General features: G+C 67.2%; 17 protein-coding genes. 8 read left to right on the forward strand and 9 right to left on the reverse strand.

Going from position 1 to position 17,207, the window contains the following annotated elements; all coding sequences use genetic code 11:
* Nucleotides 1-58 precede the first annotated feature (58 nt).
* On the reverse strand, nt 59-1,126 hold the full coding sequence (locus tag ACYVG2_RS13135) for a histidinol-phosphate transaminase (RefSeq protein WP_460781396.1): 1,068 nt from the start codon (nt 1,124-1,126) through the stop codon (nt 59-61).
* A 64-nt stretch (nt 1,127-1,190) separates the two neighbouring features.
* On the opposite strand from ACYVG2_RS13135, the gene ACYVG2_RS13140 reads away from it, so the two are divergent.
* On the forward strand, nt 1,191-1,592 hold the full coding sequence (locus ACYVG2_RS13140; protein ID WP_448964822.1) for a phage holin family protein: 402 nt from the start codon (nt 1,191-1,193) through the stop codon (nt 1,590-1,592).
* A 49-nt stretch (nt 1,593-1,641) separates the two neighbouring features.
* Here ACYVG2_RS13140 and ACYVG2_RS13145 read toward each other — a convergent pair whose 3' ends face one another.
* Both ACYVG2_RS13145 and ACYVG2_RS13150 read right to left on the reverse strand, forming a co-directional pair.
* Nucleotides 1,642-2,928 (reverse strand): hypothetical protein, encoded by a 1,287-nt coding sequence (locus ACYVG2_RS13145; protein ID WP_460781397.1) that lies wholly within the window; start codon nt 2,926-2,928, stop codon nt 1,642-1,644.
* The gene (locus tag ACYVG2_RS13150) at nt 2,925-3,188 is read right to left on the reverse strand and encodes a hypothetical protein (protein ID WP_460781398.1); all 264 of its coding nucleotides are present in this window, start codon (nt 3,186-3,188) and stop codon (nt 2,925-2,927) included. Before ACYVG2_RS13150 ends, ACYVG2_RS13145 begins: the two co-directional genes overlap by 4 nt.
* Nucleotides 3,189-3,392: 204 nt before the next feature.
* Between ACYVG2_RS13150 and ACYVG2_RS13155 the strand changes: the two genes are divergently transcribed.
* A complete protein-coding gene (locus ACYVG2_RS13155) occupies nt 3,393-3,857 on the forward strand; it encodes a low molecular weight protein-tyrosine-phosphatase (RefSeq protein WP_460781473.1) in 465 nt (154 codons plus the stop codon).
* A gap of 23 nt (nt 3,858-3,880) precedes the next feature.
* Nucleotides 3,881-5,263, forward strand: coding sequence for an adenylosuccinate lyase (gene purB, locus ACYVG2_RS13160; RefSeq protein ID WP_460781474.1), 1,383 nt, complete (start codon nt 3,881-3,883; stop codon nt 5,261-5,263).
* 124 nt (nt 5,264-5,387) lie between these two features.
* Here purB and ACYVG2_RS13165 read toward each other — a convergent pair whose 3' ends face one another.
* Nucleotides 5,388-5,753 (reverse strand): hypothetical protein, encoded by a 366-nt coding sequence (locus ACYVG2_RS13165; RefSeq protein ID WP_448964825.1) that lies wholly within the window; start codon nt 5,751-5,753, stop codon nt 5,388-5,390.
* Nucleotides 5,750-6,409, reverse strand: coding sequence for an acyl-CoA synthetase (locus ACYVG2_RS13170; RefSeq protein WP_460781399.1), 660 nt, complete (start codon nt 6,407-6,409; stop codon nt 5,750-5,752). The genes ACYVG2_RS13165 and ACYVG2_RS13170 overlap by 4 nt, the downstream gene beginning before the upstream one ends.
* A 301-nt stretch (nt 6,410-6,710) precedes the next feature.
* Between ACYVG2_RS13170 and ACYVG2_RS13175 the strand changes: the two genes are divergently transcribed.
* Genes ACYVG2_RS13175 through ACYVG2_RS13195 form a run of 5 tightly spaced genes read left to right on the forward strand, consistent with a single transcriptional unit; the run spans nt 6,711 to nt 12,703 of the window.
* The gene (locus ACYVG2_RS13175) at nt 6,711-7,826 is read left to right on the forward strand and encodes a LacI family DNA-binding transcriptional regulator (RefSeq protein ID WP_460781400.1); all 1,116 of its coding nucleotides are present in this window, start codon (nt 6,711-6,713) and stop codon (nt 7,824-7,826) included.
* Entirely contained in the window at nt 7,813-9,438 is a 1,626-nt protein-coding gene (locus ACYVG2_RS13180) for an FAD-dependent oxidoreductase (RefSeq protein ID WP_460781401.1), read from the forward strand. Before ACYVG2_RS13175 ends, ACYVG2_RS13180 begins: the two co-directional genes overlap by 14 nt.
* Before the next feature lie 48 nt (nt 9,439-9,486).
* Nucleotides 9,487-10,794 carry an ABC transporter substrate-binding protein gene (locus tag ACYVG2_RS13185; protein ID WP_460781402.1) on the forward strand — a complete coding sequence of 436 codons (1,308 nt, stop codon included), beginning with the start codon at nt 9,487-9,489 and terminating at the stop codon, nt 10,792-10,794.
* 6 nt (nt 10,795-10,800) lie between these two features.
* Nucleotides 10,801-11,775, forward strand: a complete 975-nt coding sequence (locus tag ACYVG2_RS13190; RefSeq protein WP_460781403.1) for a carbohydrate ABC transporter permease — start codon at nt 10,801-10,803, stop codon at nt 11,773-11,775.
* The gene (locus ACYVG2_RS13195) at nt 11,765-12,703 is read left to right on the forward strand and encodes a carbohydrate ABC transporter permease (protein ID WP_460781404.1); all 939 of its coding nucleotides are present in this window, start codon (nt 11,765-11,767) and stop codon (nt 12,701-12,703) included. Before ACYVG2_RS13190 ends, ACYVG2_RS13195 begins: the two co-directional genes overlap by 11 nt.
* Nucleotides 12,704-12,818: 115 nt before the next feature.
* Here the strand turns inward: ACYVG2_RS13195 and ACYVG2_RS13200 are convergent, their stop codons facing one another.
* The 4 genes from ACYVG2_RS13200 to ACYVG2_RS13215 form a co-directional block, all read right to left on the reverse strand.
* Nucleotides 12,819-13,448 (reverse strand): DUF6226 family protein, encoded by a 630-nt coding sequence (locus ACYVG2_RS13200; RefSeq protein WP_460781405.1) that lies wholly within the window; start codon nt 13,446-13,448, stop codon nt 12,819-12,821.
* A gap of 4 nt (nt 13,449-13,452) precedes the next feature.
* The gene (locus tag ACYVG2_RS13205) at nt 13,453-14,295 is read right to left on the reverse strand and encodes a sulfurtransferase (protein ID WP_460781407.1); all 843 of its coding nucleotides are present in this window, start codon (nt 14,293-14,295) and stop codon (nt 13,453-13,455) included.
* Nucleotides 14,296-14,407: 112 nt separating this feature from the next.
* Nucleotides 14,408-16,234: a beta-xylosidase family glycoside hydrolase gene (locus ACYVG2_RS13210; RefSeq protein ID WP_460781408.1), complete on the reverse strand. Its 1,827-nt coding sequence runs from the start codon at nt 16,232-16,234 to the stop codon at nt 14,408-14,410.
* Nucleotides 16,235-16,417: 183 nt separating this feature from the next.
* A complete protein-coding gene (locus ACYVG2_RS13215; RefSeq protein ID WP_460781409.1) occupies nt 16,418-17,200 on the reverse strand; it encodes a helix-turn-helix domain-containing protein in 783 nt (260 codons plus the stop codon).
* Nucleotides 17,201-17,207: the final 7 nt, after the last annotated feature.

Below are 17,207 nucleotides of genomic sequence, written 5' to 3' on the forward strand. Positions count from 1 at the left end.
CCGGTCACGTATACCTAGGACGCCCTCGTATCTGCCTGGAGTCCGGAGAAACCGCTGATCAGCGCGCAGTGGAGGCGACGTGGAGCACCCGGTCGATCGAGGCGTCCTCGCCGACGGAGATGCGGATGCCGTCGCCGGAGAACGGCCTGACGACGATGTCGGCGGCCACGAATGCCGCGGCGATCTCATCGGTGCGATCGCCGGTGGGCAGCCACACGAAGTTGCCCTGCGCGTCGGGTACGTCCCAGCCCAGTGCACGCAGTCCGTCCAGCAGGCGCGCCCGCCGCTCGACGATCACCGCGACCCGGTCGAGCAGTTCGGTCGCGGCATCGAGGCTCGCGATCGCGGCGGCCTCCGCGGCGGCCGTGACAGACAGTGGAACACTGGTCGCCCTCGCCGCATCGAGCACCTTGGCCTGACCGATCGCGTATCCGACGCGGAGCCCGGCGAGTCCGTACGCCTTCGAGAAGGTGCGCAGCACCACGACGTTCGGATGCTGCTCGAACACGCGCGAGGCCAGCCCGTCCACCGCACCCTCCGCGGTGACGAACTCGGCGTAGGCCTCATCGAGGATGACCAGCACGTCGGAGGGGACCTTGCCGATGAACGCGGTGAACTCGTCGCCCGTGATGATCGGACCAGTGGGGTTGTTGGGGGTGCACAACAGGATCGCGCGGGTGCGCTCGGTGACGGCATCCGCCATCGCGTCGAGATCGTGCCGTGCATCTGCGGTCAGCGGCACCGGTACGCCGGTCGCCCCGGCGACGAGGGGCAGACCCGGGTAGGCCTCGAACGAGCGCCACGCGTAGACGACCTCGTCGCCGACGGATGCCGCGGCCTGCACCAGTTGGTAGAGGATGGCGACGCTGCCGCTGGCGACGTGCACCTGGTCGACCTCGACGCCGTAGCGGGCCGCGAGGCGCTCGCGCAGGCGGGTCGCCGAGGCGTCGGGATAGCGGTTGATCGGCGTGGTGCGGCCGAGAGCCTCCAGCACGGACGGCAGCGGATCGAACGGGTTCTCGTTGCTGGAGAGCTTGAATGCATCCGGCCCCGCCTGCTTGCCCTGCCGGTACGGCGCGAGGGCGGCGATCTCTGGACGGATGCGGGGAAGGATCGGCTCGGTCACGAGGTCAGTCTACGAGTGACCGTCCGGTGACAACCGTCATCGGTCGTGCGAGACTGAATCCACCATGCGTTTCATCATCCGAGTCGTCATCAACGCGTTCGCACTGTGGGTCGTCACGCTGATCCCGGCGCTGCAGGTCGCGATCGTCGCGTTCCCTCCAGGGGAGACCCTGCAGCTCGTGCTCACACTGCTCGCGGTCGGCGCGATCTTCGCGCTCGTCAACACGATCATCGGCACGGTCGTGAAGATCCTGGCGTTCCCGCTCTACATCCTCACGCTCGGGCTCATCGGTCTCATCATCAACGGCTTCCTGCTGTGGCTCACCGCGTGGATCACGTCCGGCTTCGGCTGGGGTCTCACTGTCGGCAGCTTCTGGTGGGGCGTGCTCGCGGCGATCATCATCTCGATCATCAACGCGGTGTTCGGCGGCATCCTCCGCCCGCAGCGCAAGCAGCGTCGCGACTGACCCTCGGCCCACGGGACTGATCCTCGGCCCACGGGACGGATCGGACGCATCACCGCCTCCGCGCGACGTACTCCGTCGATTCGATCGCGACGGCCTCGTTCAGCTCTCCGGCCTTGGCGAGCCATGCTTCCAAGCGCACGTCGCCAGACTCGTCCGCCATCTCCGCGGTCTCGGTGTAGCTCTCCATCATGTGCGCCGGGAACACCGCGTCGAAGGGATCGCCGTCCCTGGTCACGACGACGCTGTCCGCTGAGCCGGTGCCGCCCGGCGCTCCGCCGCCGGCGAGGCTGCTGACGAAATCGTCGGTGTGCCGCAACTCGATGAGCAGTTGGTCCTCTGCCACCACCGGATGCACCGGGCTGCCCGCTGTCACCTGCACGGTCACGTCGAAGTCGCTCTGCGTCGAGAGATAAGCGGCGTTCATCGCCGACTGCGAGTGCGCGTACACGTGCACCTCGTCTCCCGGCTGCGCCCCCGCCGCTTCCAGAGCCTCGACGGTCGCGGCGTACGACGCCGACTCCTGCCCCGCGTACAGATCGAGGTTCGACTTCAGATCGAAGGGCTCCTTCGGGTCGAGGCTGGGCTGCGTTCCCTTCGCGTAGAGCACGAACCTGTTCGTGCCGTCGGGCATCGTGTACTTCTCGACCTTGAGCTGCGCGCCTGTCGCGTCGGGGAAGCGCCTCAGCGCCTCGGCCAGGCTCGTCGGCGGAGCGATCTGCGTGCCCGTCCGCACGGGCGTCACCGACACCGGGCGGCCGCTCCCCGACAGCGTCGCGTTCGGTGAGAGTCTGCCGGAGCCGGTCGCTGCGGCCGCCGCGACCACACCCAGCAGCGTTCCCAGATCCGGAACGACGCCGGGGCCCGTACCCATCGGTCCCATGTCGAGCTGTCCGTCCAGCCCCTCGAATCGCTTCGCGTGCCAGTTCGCGAGCAGCCACTTCTCCATCTCGACCACTCGCGGATCGGACCTCTCGAGCTGCGCGATGCGCGCGTCGATGGCGAAGGCCTGCGCCGTGTCCTGCACTGCCAGCGCTGACAGCTGCGCGCGCAGTTCGACGAGTTCGTAAACATCGGCCATCAGCAGCGTGTTGGCCGACGCGGTCAGGCATTCCGCGTGCAGCGCATCGATCCGCTGCCCGCTCGCCCACAGCGCCACCGTGTCGACCTGAGCGCTGAGCTGCGGCGTGGCGACGATGAAACCGTGTGCGCTGCGTACCGCGGCCGCGGCATCGGCGATCGTCGGTGCGATCGCGCCCAACGCCGTCGCGACGGCACGCAGCGCGTCGGGGTCGACGGCGATCGCGCCGCCGTGGGTGATGTCGATGTCGTCGCTCATGCTCGACCAGCCGTGTCCAACTCCCACAGGCGGCTGCTCAGCACGCCGACCTCGGTCGTGGTGCGCTCCTTCATGTCGATGATGAGCGCGTGCAGGGCTCGCACGCCCTCGGCCTGCCACTCGCTCGCCGCCACGAGCGGAAGCAGCCCCACTCCCGCGTCGTCGAGGGCGCTGATCGCTTCATCGACGGCGCGCCGTGCGGAGAACCATGTCCAGAGGGCATCCGAAGCCCAGCCGTCTGAGGCGATGATGTTCAGCATGCGCCCAAGGATGGCGCGCTCCGCCGTCCGGCGCCCCGAGCAGGAGCGCGAACCGTGCAGAGCCCGCTCCGCGAGGTGATGGTGCAGAAAGAGAGCGAGTGCGGCTGTGCAGGAATGGCACCGACGGGCAGAATGGGACGCGTGACATCGCCCGAGCCCTTCCGCGTGATCTTCGTGTGCACGGGCAACATCTGCCGCTCTCCCATGGCAGAGGTGGTGTTCCGTGATCTCGCCGAGCGACAGGGACTCGGGGCTCGGATCGTCTCGAGCAGCGCCAGCACCGGCGAGTGGCATGTGGGCGAGCGCGCCGATGCCAGGACGATCGAGGCCCTCGAACGACGGGGGTACGACGGGTCGCGCCATCGCGCGAAACCGTTCACCGCGGCATCCTTCGCCGAAAACGACCTCGTCGTCGCCCTGGATCGCACGCACGAGCGCATCCTGCGCGAGTGGGCGCGCGATGAGGACCAGGAGGGCAAGGTGACGCTGCTGCTGTCGTTCGACCGCGATGCCGAGAACCTCGACGTACCCGATCCGTACTACGCGGAGGCACCGATGTTCGACTCGGTGCTGGCTATGATTGAGACCGCGACCAGGGGCCTGTTCCGCCAGCTCGAACCCGCCCTGCGCTCCAGCCGCATGATGCCGCGCACGTTGCCCCAGAACTGAGGGGCCCGATCAGGAGGACTCCCCTGACTTCCCCGAACTCCTTCCCCGTCCAGCCGCTGAGCCCCCTCGACGGGCGCTACCGCCCGGCCGTCGCCGCTCTCGGCGACTACCTCTCCGAGGCGGGCCTGAACCGTGCCCGCGTCGAGGCTGAGGTGGAGTGGCTGGTCGCACTGACCGACCGTTCGCTGTTCGGCACCGCGCCACTGACCGATGCCGACAAGGAGCGCCTGCGCGGCCTCTACCGCGACTTCGGCCAGAACGAGATCGACTGGCTCGCCGAGAAGGAAGCGGTCACGCGCCACGATGTGAAGGCCGTCGAGTACCTCGTGCGCGACCGCCTTCACGCGCTGGGCCTCGACTCGATCGCCGAGCTCACCCACTTCGCCTGCACGAGCGAGGACATCAACTCCGTCTCATACGCGCTCACCGTCAAGCGCGCCGTAGAGGATGTGTGGCTGCCGGCCTTCGACGGCCTGATCGCGGGGCTCCGCGAGCTGTCCGTCGAGCACGCGGATGCCGCGATGCTCTCCCGCACGCACGGTCAGCCCGCGACGCCGTCGACCATGGGCAAAGAGCTCGCAGTCTTCGCGTGGCGCCTCGAGCGCGTGCGCGCCCAACTCGCCGGCTCCGACTTCCTCGCGAAGTTCTCCGGTGCGACCGGCACGTGGTCGGCGCACCTCGCCGCAGATCCCGATGCCGACTGGCCGACGATCGCCCGCGAGTACGTCGAGGGCCTGGGTCTCGGCTTCAACGTGCTGACGACGCAGATCGAGTCGCACGACTGGCAAGTCGAGCTCTACGACCGCATGCGTCACGCCGGCGGCATCCTGCACAACCTCGCGACCGACATCTGGACCTACATCTCGATCGGCTACTTCACGCAGATCCCGGTCGCCGGCGCCACAGGTTCCTCGACGATGCCGCACAAGATCAACCCGATCCGTTTCGAGAACGCCGAGGCGAACCTCGAGCTCTCCGCCGCCCTGTTGGGTTCGCTGTCGCAGACCCTGGTCACCTCGCGGATGCAGCGCGACCTCACCGACTCGACGACGCAGCGCAACATCGGCGTCGCGTTCGGCCACTCGCTGCTCGCCCTCGACAACCTGCGCCGCGGCCTGAACGAGATCTCGCTGGCCCGCGACGTGCTCCTCGCCGACCTCGACGTGAACTGGGAGGTCCTCGCCGAGGCCATCCAGACAGTCATCCGCGCCGAGGTCGTCGCCGGCCGCTCGACGATCAGCGATCCCTATGCACTGCTCAAGGAACTGACCCGTGGTCACCGCGTCGGGGCAGCGGAACTGGCATCCTTCGTCGAGGGTCTCGAGATCGGGGATGCCGCGAAGCAGCGTCTGCTCGCACTCACACCCGCGACGTACACCGGCATCGCCGAGCGCCTCGCGAAGTAGCCCGCGCGGGGCTTGTCCCTGCACGCGCTACACATCTCGGCATCCGCGGCATCGATCGATGTACCGCCTGCTGAGATGTGTAGCGCACGCGAAAACTGCGCACTACGCGCACTCGCGGACGGCGTCAGCGCTCAGAGGTGGACGGACCCGATTCTCCGCTGCCGGCAGCGTCGTCGTCGCCCGGCTCTTCGTCGTAGAGAACCGGACGGTCGAGCGTCTGGTCCTGGTACTCGCGCGGGTCGACGGCGAGGATCAGCATGGACATGATCAGAAGCGTCACGATGAACGCGCCGCCGCCGATCACCAGGCCGAGCGTGACGGGTGTGAGGCCCTCGTAGGAGCCGTTCGCGATCGCGACGTTGACGCGGGACGTGAAGGCTCCGGTCGAGACCAGCGTGACCACGGCCGCGAAGATTCCGCACACGAGCGCGATCCCGAGCAGGTGCAGCGGGCGCAGCAGCTCTCGACGATTGGGCTTCTTCTCGCTCACGCGGATCCTCCAGTCTCGACCGCGGCGCTCGTGGCGCCGTCGGTGTCGGCATCCTTCGTCTCGTCGCTCGTCGTGCCAGGGCGATTCGGTGAGAAGCCGGCGATCGCGAGGAACACCGCGACGATGGCGGTGTAGCCGCCGACCATACCGACGGCCAGGATGATGCCGGTGAGCGTCAATGCCCCAGCGCCGTCGACCGAGTACTGCAGCGAGTATCCGGCGGGGATGATGAGCAGGACGACCGCGAGGAGCAGTCCGAGGGCGCCGACCGTGATCGAGTCCTTCGCGGTCGGATCCGTTCGCCGCGCGCGCAGGCCTGCGATGAGCTCCACGAGACCGGTCGCTGCGGCCCAGATGATGACGACGACGAAGAACACCGCGTCGGTGCGCCAGGTGGGAACTCCGCTCACGATCGCGGTGAGCACGTCGATGACGCCCAGCAGGATGAGAGGCCAGCGCGACCCGGCGGGCACCGCGAGCCATGCGCCGAGCAGGAGGATGAATCCGCTCGCGGCGACGAACCCGCCGAACACCGCGAACCCGACGGCCGCCGAGTGGTCGGAGGAGAACGTGATCATGAGCGCCGACGCCGCCGCGAAGAGAGCGCGCAGCAGTTGGATGTTGCGCACGGTGAAGGTGCGAGCTGGGGCAGACATGACGATTCCTCGGTCTTCCGGGGTGGTGCATCCAGTCTACGCGTGGGCGCACGGCACCCGCGTACGCCGGGTCACCGCGGGATCACGGGACTCGGTGGCGTGACAGCGCCACGACATGCGGTATCCGCATAATACGGATTTGCAGACGCAGGAGCCGACGTCCCCGCCGCGCATCCACTCGCTAATAATGCGCATTATCAGATTGACCCCGTGCGCTTCACGGCGCAGACTTCTGTCTCGTCACCTGCCAGCCGTCAGACCCGCACCGTCGGCAGGAAAGCCCGCAGATCGAGGAGGATCGATGCCGCGTCACCGCTTCACGCAAGCCGATGTCGCCGCGATGGCCGGCGTCAGCCAGTCGACCGTGAGCTTCGTGCTGAACGGGAACGCCCCTGCCGGCGTCCGTATCTCCGACGAGACACGCAAGCGCGTGCTCGACGCCATCCGGATCACTGGCTACTCCGCGAACCCGGTGGCCCAGCGGCTCGCGGGCGGTCGCAACCAGATCCTCGGCGTCTTCACGTATGAGGCGACCTTCCCGCGCGGCGGCCGCGACTTCTACGGCGCCTTCCTCATCGGCATAGAGCATGCTGCCGAACAGCTCGGCGTCGACATGCTGCTCTTCACCTCAGCGCGCGTCGTCGACGGGCGACGCCAGCTCGCCCGTGACGGCTGGCAGCGCCTCGGCATCGCCGACGGCTGCCTCCTGCTCGGCCAGCACGAGGATCGCGGCGAACTGCAGCATCTGCTCGACACGAAGTATCCGTTCGTGTTCATCGGCAAACGCGTCAGCGAAGGCCGGTTGCTCCCGTACGTCGGCGCCGACTATCTCACCGCGACGTCTCGCCAGGTGGAGCGACTCATAGAGAAGGGGCACACCCGCATCGGGTACGCCGGACCCCAGTCGAGTGATCAGCCGACGCTCGATCGCGTCGAGGGGTACCGGCAGGCCATGCGCGCACGGGGGCTTCCGCTGCGCTTCGTCGACGTGCATGACGTCGCAGGCGCCGCCGAGGAGATCGCGGAACGACGGCTCACTTCGATCCTCGTCGCGCCCGAGAACTACCCGGAGGAGCTCGCGGACGAACTCGAGTCCCGTGGGTTGCGGATGCCGGACGACGTGTCGATGCTGCTGCTCGGCCAACCGCATCATCCCCGCCACGGCGGTCGCAGCTGGTCCGGATTCGCCGTCCCCCGCGAGGAGATGGGCGCCCGAGCCCTCGTGCTGCTGTCGCGGATCGTCGACCAGGAGTCGCCCGCCCCGCGCTCACCGGAGGGGCGGATGCCGAACGCCCCTGCCCTGGACGAAACCGACTACCACCAGATGCTCGACTGCCCCGACATCGACGGCGCCTCACTGGCTCCGGTCCCCACCACCGCCCGCAACACCGAAGGAACCATCCGTGACCACGCGTGAACTGACCACCGACATCCTCATCGTCGGAGCCGGATTGGGAGGCGTCGCCGCCGCCCTCGCGGCAGCCGACCGCGGATCGCGCGTGATCCTGACCGAGGAGTTCCCGTGGATCGGCGGACAGCTGACCTCACAGGCCGTGCCACCGGACGAGCATCCGTGGGTCGAGGAATTCGGGATCACCGCCCGGTATCGCGCATTGCGCGACGGCATCCGCGACGTCTACCGCCGTCGCTATCCCCTGATCGAACACGCCCGCGAGCGCGCTGACCTCAACCCGGGTGCCGGCTGGGTCTCGAAACTGTGTCATGAGCCGCGCATCGCCGTCGGTGTGCTCGAGGAGATGCTCGCCCCGCATCGCTCGACCGGCCGGATCACCCTGCTCGAGCGCACCCGCCCCATCGCGGCGACGGTCGAGGGCGACCGCGTGAGCGGAGTCACCCTGGAATCCGTCGAGGGCGAGGGCACCGTCACGGTCAGCGCCCCCTACGTGATCGACGCCACCGAGACCGGCGAGCTGCTGCCGTTGACCGGGACTGAGTTCGTCACCGGGTTCGAGTCCCGCCACGAGACCGGGGAGCCGAGCGCTCCGGAGACGGCGCAGCCCGACAACATCCAGGCGTTGAGCGTCTGCTTCGCCGTCGAGCACGTCGAGGGCGATCACACGATCGAGCGCCCCGAGAACTACGGCTTCTGGCGCGAGTACGCACCGGCCGCATGGCAGGGCGAGCGGATGCTTTCATGGCAAGCACCGAATCCGCGCACCCTGCAGATCGGCACCCGCGCCTTCGAACCGAACCCCGGCGACGACGTCCTCGCGGTCGATGCCGACCAGTCCCGCAACGCCGGCGACCAGAACCTCTGGAACTTCCGCCGCATCGCGGCCCGCGACCTCTTCGAGGACGGCTTCTACGCGAGCGACATCTGCCTGGTCAACTGGCCCAGCATCGACTACTTCGTCGCTCCGGTCATCGGTGCATCACGAGACCAGGAGCTCGCGCACTACGAGGCGGCCCGGCAGTTGAGCCTGTCGATGTTCTATTGGATGCAGACCGAGGCGCCTCGCGCCGACGGCGGGTTCGGCTTCCCCGGACTACGGCTCCGCCCCGACGTCATGGGCTCGGCCGACGGACTGGCCCAGGCCCCGTACCACCGCGAGTCCCGCCGTATCCGCGCTCTCACGACGATCACCGAGAACGACGTGTCCTACGCGATCCGTGGCGATGCGGGTGCGACCCGCTACGAGGAGTCGGTCGGCGTCGGGATGTACCGGATCGACCTGCACCCCTCGACCGGTGGAGACACCTACATCGACGTGGCGTCCACGCCGTTCGAGATCCCGCTGGGCGCGCTCATCCCGCAGCGCGTGACCAACCTTCTCGCGGCGAACAAGAACATCGGGACGACGCACATCACCAACGGCTGCTATCGACTGCACCCCGTGGAGTGGAACATCGGCGAGGCCGCCGGGCATCTCGCCGCGTTCTGCCTCGCGAACAGCACCACCCCGCACACCGTGCACTCCGACACCGCGCAGCGCGAGGCGTACCAGGGCGAACTCGACGCCACGGGTGTCGAGCGGCACTGGCCGGAGGGACGCGTCCACGCGTACTGAGATCCGACACACCACCCGAACACCACGATTCACAGAATGGAGAGACACATGAGTCACCCGCAATCACGTAGACGTGCACACCTCGCGGTCGGCGCCGGCATCGCAGCCGTCGCCCTCACCCTCGCCGGATGCAGCAGCGGCGGAACCCCCGAGACCGAGACGCCGGACGAACCCGTCGAACTGCGCATGACCGTCTGGACCGCCGATGAGACGCAGCTCGCGCTGTTCCAGGAGATCGCCGATGCGTATGTCGCCGAGAACCCCGAGCTGGTGTCGGACGTGACGTTCGAGCCCATCCCGTTCGATGCGTACACGACGACCCTGACCACGCAGCTCGCCGGAGGCAACGCGCCCGATCTCGGCTGGATCCTGGAGAGCTACGCGCCAGAGTTCGTGCAGAGCGGTGCGCTTGTAGACCTCGCACCGACGTTGCAGGAGGCCGAAGGCTACGAGTACGACGACCTGCTGGACTCTTCTCTCGCGCTCTGGCAGCAGGATGACGGACTCTTCGCCTATCCGTTCTCCAACAGCCCGTTCGCGATGTTCGTCAACACCGATCAGCTCGCGGCAGCGGGACAGGCGAATCCCGCCGATCTCGTCGCATCCGGAGACTGGACCTTCGACGCCGCTCGAGACATGTCGGCTGCGGCGTCCACCGCATCGGGGAAGCAGGGCCTCGTGGTCCGTGACTTCGACTACAAGGCGTGGGAGGTGCTCGCATCGGTGTGGAACGGATGGGGCGCGGCCCCGTGGAGTGAGGACGGCACGCAGTGCACGCTCACTGATCCCGAGATGGTCGACGCGATGACCTGGATCCACGACGCGATCTTCACGGATGCCGCGATGCCCGGCCCGGGCGTCACGGCAGACTTCTTCGCCGGCGACGCTGCGATGACGATCACCCAGATCAGCCGCGCATCCGCACTCGACGACTCGTTCGGCTGGGACATCGTTCCGCTACCCGCAGGCCCCGAGGGACAGCAGAACGTGATCGGGCAGGCCGGCATCGGTGTCTTCGCGAACGCGAAGCATCCGACGATCGCGGCCGACTTCCTCGCCTACTTCACCGCCCCGGAGAACGCCGAGAAGCTCGCGACGTACTTCCCGCCGCCGCGCGAGTCCCTGCTCAACGCCGAGACCTTGGGGGCAGCCAACCCCAAGCTCAGCGAAGAGCAGCTGCAGGCTGTCGTCGTCGACGGCATCCAGGATGCTGTGACGAAACCGACGCACGCCAACTTCGCGAAGCTGCAGGACACCGTGCGCGCCGAGCTCGACGCATTGTGGGCCGCGGATGCTGACGTCGAGGCCGTCCTCGAAGACACCTGCGGCGCCATCTCGCCGCTGCTGGAGGGCTGATACCGCATGACCACCACCGCCGCCGACGGCGCGGCCGAGACCGCGGAGCGGAGAGGGCGCGTACAGCGTCCTCCCCGCCCCGTGGGTGCGCAGAAGCGGCGGGCGGCCGCCACTCGAGGCGACTGGATCGTCGGTTACACGATGGTCGCGCCGGCTGTGCTCGGGTCGCTCGCCTTCGTCATCGCGCCGCTCATCGCGGTGTTCTGGTTCTCGCTTCACGACTGGAACGTTCTGGCGAACACATTCGTGTTCTCCGGAACCGACAACTACGAGCGGATGCTGAGCGATCAGGGCCTGCACGATTCGCTGCTCGCGAGCCTGTGGTTCTCGATCGGCCTGGTCGTGCTGAACATCGCACTCGCGCTGTTCCTCGCCGTGCTGCTCAACCAGAAGCTGCCGGGCACGACCACATTCCGCACCTTCTTCTTCTCGCCCGTCGTCGTGTCGCTGGTCGCCTGGACGATCGTCTGGAGCTTCCTGCTGCAGGCTGACGGAGGCATCAACGGGTTCCTGTCACTGATCGGGGTCGACGGACCGAACTGGCTGCGCGACGACTTCACGGCCATGGTGTCCGTGATCATCGTGCAGGTCTTCAAGAACGTGGGCATGAACATGATCCTGTTCCTCGCCGCACTGCAGGGTGTGCCGGAGGAGATCATGGAGGCAGCCCGCATCGACGGCGCCGGAGCGTGGCGCCGCTTCCGCTCGGTCACGCTGCCCATGATCAGCCCGACGATCCTGCTGGTCTCGATCCTGACGATCGTCGGATCGCTCGAGGTGTTCGCGCAGATCGCAGTGCTCACCGGCGGCGGTCCAGGAAACTCCACCACGGTGCTCGTCTACTACCTGTATCAGCAGGCGTTCCGCTTCAACGACTTCGGCTACGCCAGCGGCATCTCCGTGCTGCTGTTCATGATCGTGCTGGTGCTCACCCTCATCCAGTGGCAGACACGAAAGAGGTGGGTCTTCAATGAGAACTGACGCTCCCCTGGCGGATGTCGCGCCGATAGACACGACGACCGTCGTGACCGGATCCACCGTTCCTCGGCGCCGCACGCGCGCCGGCAGCTCGCGCGCGAAGCGTCGGTGGGTGACGATCGGACTGGTCGCACTGCTCGCGATCATCAGCATCCCGTTCGTCTTCCCGACCTGGTGGATGGCGACGTCGAGCCTCAAGCCGATGAGCGAGATCCTCCGCAAGGTGCCGACGCTGTGGCCGGAGAACCCGAGCTTCGACGCCTACGGCGAGGTGTTCCGTCTGCAGCCGTTCGCGCAGCAGTACTGGAACAGTCTCTACATCGCGGTGATCGTGACCATCGGGACGCTGCTGGTCGCCGCGATGGCGGGCTATGCGTTCGCCCGGATCCGCTTCCCCGGCGCCAACGCACTGTTCCTGGTGGTGCTGGTCGGTCTGCTCGTTCCGAGCGAGGTGACGATCGTGCCGCTGTTCCGGCTCGTCAACGGCATGGGTCTGATCGACACGCACTGGCCGCTGATCGTGATCCCGATCTTCGGTGCACCGGCTGTGCTGTCGATCTTCATCATGCGCCAGTTCTTCCTCGGTCTCCCCTCCGAGCTGGAGGAGGCAGGACGCATGGACGGTCTCAGCCGCTGGGGGATCTTCTGGCGGATCGCGTTCCCGCTGTCACGCCCCGCTCTGGCCGCGGTCGCGATCTTCACGTTCCTGAAGTCGTGGAACCTCTACCTCGAGCCGATCGTGTACCTCTCGAGCAAGGACATGTTCACGCTGCCGCAGGCGCTCACGCAGTACGTCGACGCCTACGGCGGGCCGATGTGGAACGTACAGCTGGCCGCGACCACTCTGACGGTGGTGCCGGTGCTGCTCGTGTTCCTGTTCGCGCAGAAGCAGTTCGTGCAGGGCCTGGCGCACACCGGCCTGAAGGGTTAGCGCTTCGCTGAACACTTCGATCGAAGAAGAGTTTCACGGCTCTCCGCCGATCAGAACCCGTGAAACTCTTCTTCCATCGCGCCTGGCCAGCGGCATCGCGTCTCTCGGACGACTGTCACCGACTCCTGGGCCACGCCTTCCAGACATCGATGTCCGAGAGCGTCCGCACCGCGGCATCCAGCCGTGCTCGTGGAATGTCCTGGCTCCGTCCTGATCCGCCACGCATGCCTCTTTCGTCGGCAAGGCGGAACTCGACGCCGCTCCGTCCGACCCGTTCCTCGTACCCGCCGGCTACGACGGTCTGCACATCCCATTCCATCTTGTCGGCGATGCGCTCCCAGTCCTCATCGCACGCATCACAGGTGCAGACCGGATAGAGGAAGTCATGCAGGAGGCCGGCGTGGATCACCACTGAAGGATGCGAGGTGAACACGAACGTCAGCGGTGCCGCGACCGGATCCGCCGGCGTCACGCGCACGACGAGCTCGACGTCGTCACGGGGATGCATCAGGTCGGAAGCCAGCGATACGTCGTCTTCGACGGTCACTTCGTAATCCGCGACGAGCGCATCAATCAGAGCCGCAGAAATCGCGTGCAGCGGACGGAAGCGCTCGACGTTGGAGAGCACTGAGTACGAGTCCTCCGGTGGCGATTCCCCTCCCCAGCGGTTTCCGTACTCGATCACGACGCCGTCGTCATCGCGGAAGACGACCGGCTCGATCACCGGTCGGCGATAGGAATCCATTCGGCTAATCTCCGGTCGCGACCGGCCGCCCTGGCGTGTTCGACCACTGGCTCCACGAGCCGTGGAAGATCTTCGCGTCGACGCCCGCTTCGGCGAGCACCAGTGCGGTGTGCGCCGCTGTGATTCCCGAGCCGCAGTAGGCGGCGACCGGCGTGCCCTCTGCGATGCCCGCATCCGCGAAGTTCTTCCTGAGCGTTTCGAGGTCGCGCAGGGTGCCGTCCTCGGCGACGTGCTTGCCTGTGGGCAGATTGACCGCCCCGGGAATGTGTCCGGCGATCGGATCGAGCGGCTCGCTCTCACCGCGGAAGCGCTCCGGCGCTCGCACGTCGAGCAGGACACCGGATGCCGGGAACTCAGCGGCCTCGTCGATCGTGAGGCTGCCCCCGGCGATATCCGCGAGGGTCACCGTACCGGGTGCGTACTCGGAGGATCCGCTCTCGATGTCGCCGCCGGCTTCCTTCCAGGCCTGCCAGCCGCCGTCGAGAACGCGCACGTCCACACCGCCCTGACGCAGCAGCCACCACGCGCGCGCCGCCGGCAACCCTCCGGCATCGTCGTACGCGACGACCACGTCACCGTCGTTCAGACCCCATCGGCGGGCGGCATCCTGCACGTGCGCGGTCGACGGAATCGGATGCCGGCCCTCATCCGGCCGACCATGGCGCGAGAGCTCCGTCTCGAGATCGACGAACACCGCCCCAGGGATGTGACCGTGGAGATACTCCTCCCGGCCGTCCGGCTGCGCGCGCCCGCCCGGAACGCTCAGACGCCAGCGCACGTCGAGCACACGCACGGCATCGTCGCGCACCAGCTCGGCCAGTTCATTCACACTCACCAGATGAGACATGGTTCCAGGTTACGAGGTCGCCCCGCCCGAGCAATGCCCGGATGCCGGTGCCGGCGGGCGGGCATCCGACGTATCCTGCGCCGCCCGCCGAACTCACCATCGGCGGATCCCGTCAGAACGGGGACGTCCAGGGACCGTTGCCGTGGCCGTTTCCGGGCCCTTGACCGTTTCCGGGGCCGTTTCCGGGGCCGTGTCCGTGACCGTTCCCCGGGCCATTACCGTGCCCGTTCCCTGGCCCGTTGCCGTGACCGTTCCCCGGTCCGTGGCCGGAACCGTCCTCGCACGCTGCCAGTTCGTCCTCGCTCGGCGTGAACCGCAGCCAGTCGAATCGCGCATCGGTGTCGGGAGCGCCCGCGGTACCGCGGAAGGCCGATACTCCGATGCCGGTGGCGGCGAGTACGTCCGACTCGATGGGCTGACCGATGCGCACGAACTTCTCACCGTCGGTGGACAGCGACGCGGTCACCCATTCGCCGTCGCTGCTCATGCGCAGCCACACGGTGCCGCCCATGTCCGCCGGAGGGAAGACGCTGTCCTCCCACGTCCAGGTGTCGAAGCGGTCCTTGCCGTTGTTCTTCCAGGTGAAGTCGAATCGCTGGCCCTGCTGTGCGTACGACCAGACGAGCTTGGCGTTGTTCAGGTCATCGCGGTACAGCACGAGTCCTGCCTGCTGGTACTTCTCCACGGGCGCATAGTCCAGCTCGGTCGTGACCTCCCACGCCCCATCCGGAACCGGCAGTTGCGGGATGGTCGCTCCGCCTATCGATGTGGGAGGAGACGACATCACCAGATCACCGTCCTCCACGCGTTGACGGTCCTCGCCGTCGCGGACGACACTCCACGCCGCGCCCAGCGCCTCGCCGTCGAACTCGTCCGAGCCCTCGCCAGCGCACAGTTCGTACATCGGGTCCTCGGAATGGGTGTTGAGCGGATCCCTCGTGCCTTCTGGGTCGAGCACCGCGTGCGCGATCGTCGTGCCGCTGCGTCCGCCGATCTCGAAGATCATGTGGGTGATGCCGTCCTCTTCCACGATCTGCGGCGAGGAGGTGCGGCCCTCCTCCGGCGGGAACGGGCTCGGGATGTACAACGGCATCGGGTCGCCGACGCTGCGGAGATTCTCATCGAGCTTCTTGGCGAATATGGTGCCCGCACTCGATCCGTAGAGCACGTACTGCGTGCCGTTCCATTCCCAGATCTCTGGCCCTGCGACGTTCGTCCCCTCGACCGCCGTCGGTTCGACGACCCATCCGGGCTGCGCCTGCCAGTTGATCAGATCGTGCGAATAGGCGAGCCCTATGCGTCGCACGTTCGAGGTGTCGTTGACCATGAAGAACATCGCGTACTCCCACCCGTTCTCCGGGAACGGGTTGGCGAAGACGCGGTTGTACGAGGTCTCGGTGGCGTTCTGGCCGAACTGCTCGGTCGTCATCACCACGCCGCCGTAGTCGAAGTGCACGCCGTCCGCCGACGTGGCGTATCGATCGGTGTCGTTCTCGCCGTGGAAGTACAGGAACACCTGCCCGGTGTCCTCGTTCCAGACGGCATCCGGTGCGGACACATGCGAGACGTCGTAGATGCCATCCCAGACATTCGACACGATCGGGTTGACGTCGTGATGAGTCCACGGCCCGTCGAGCGAATCGGCGTACATGAGGTTGATGCCGCCGGGGGCGTCATGCGGCGCGAAGTAGACGTACCACTCGCCGAGAGGGTTCTCGAGGTACTCCCCCGCGTGGAACACGGACGGGAAGATGAACTCGTTCCCCGGATTCCAGGTCTCGTCGGTGAAACGGTCGATGATCGGCCCCTGCGTGGTGAAGACCGGAAGCTCTTCCTCCGGTGCGGCGGATGCCGCGGTCGACGCCGTTCCAGTGATGAACGCAGTGACGACGAGCGTCAGCGAGACCGTTGCCGCGGCGATTCTCCTTCGGATGGCCATGGGCTGCTCCTCTCGGCGCCTTCATCGGCGCCGCTCAGGCAAGGCACCCGCCTTGCTCACAGCGCCCGATCGTACTCACGACGAGCGGCCGTAGTCACGGCCATAATGCGCATTATTTGGCGGTGCGGCGCATTATCGGGATGCCTGTTCGCTGGGGCGCATGCGAGTGGAGCCGCTGCGCCTCTACGCCTGCGTGATCGCCGCCGCCGTTGCGGCATCCGCCGGGTAGAACGCCTCGATGTGGAGATCATCCACCGTGACGTCGACCGCGGACACGACGGATGCGGCGATGCTGAAGAACGACAGTTCCTGGTCGCCGACGCCCAGTCGGAGCGGCACGACGACCTCGCGCGGCGCGGCTCCCGCAGCGTCCGGGCCGGGGTAGCGCGTCGCCTCTTCGAGAAGCGCGCCCAGTTGCGGGTCGGCTGTGCGCTCGAATCGATGCCGCACCTGACCGAGAAGGAACGACCTCCACTGCCCGAGGTTGCGGATGCGCGGCGCCAACCCGTCCGGATGCAGCGACAGCCGAACGGCGTTCACGGGCGGTTCGAGCAGATCATCGGAGCATCCGGCGAGAAGCAGATCGGTGGCGGCATTGCGATCCACCACGTTCCACCAGCGATCCAGGACGAGAGCGGGATGAGGCATGTGGGCATCGAGGAGCACGCGGAACGCGTCGGCGATCGCATGCAGTTCGGGTGATCGAAGATCGCGCTCCGAGTACTGCGGTGCATATCCGGCGGCGAGGAACAGTTCGTTCCGCTCACGCAGGGGCACCTCCAATGACTCCGAGAGGCGATCGATCATGGCCGGCGTCGGTCGCGATCTCCCCGTCTCGACGAAGCTCAGATGCCTCGCCGACACCTCGGTGTCCAGCGCGAGCTGCATCTGCGTCAGCCGTCGACGCTCTCGCCACCTCTTGAGAAGCACGCCCACCGGGGCATCGTCCTGCATCGTCACTGTCACGCCTCCG

It is taken from the genome of Microbacterium shaanxiense (assembly GCF_054779995.1).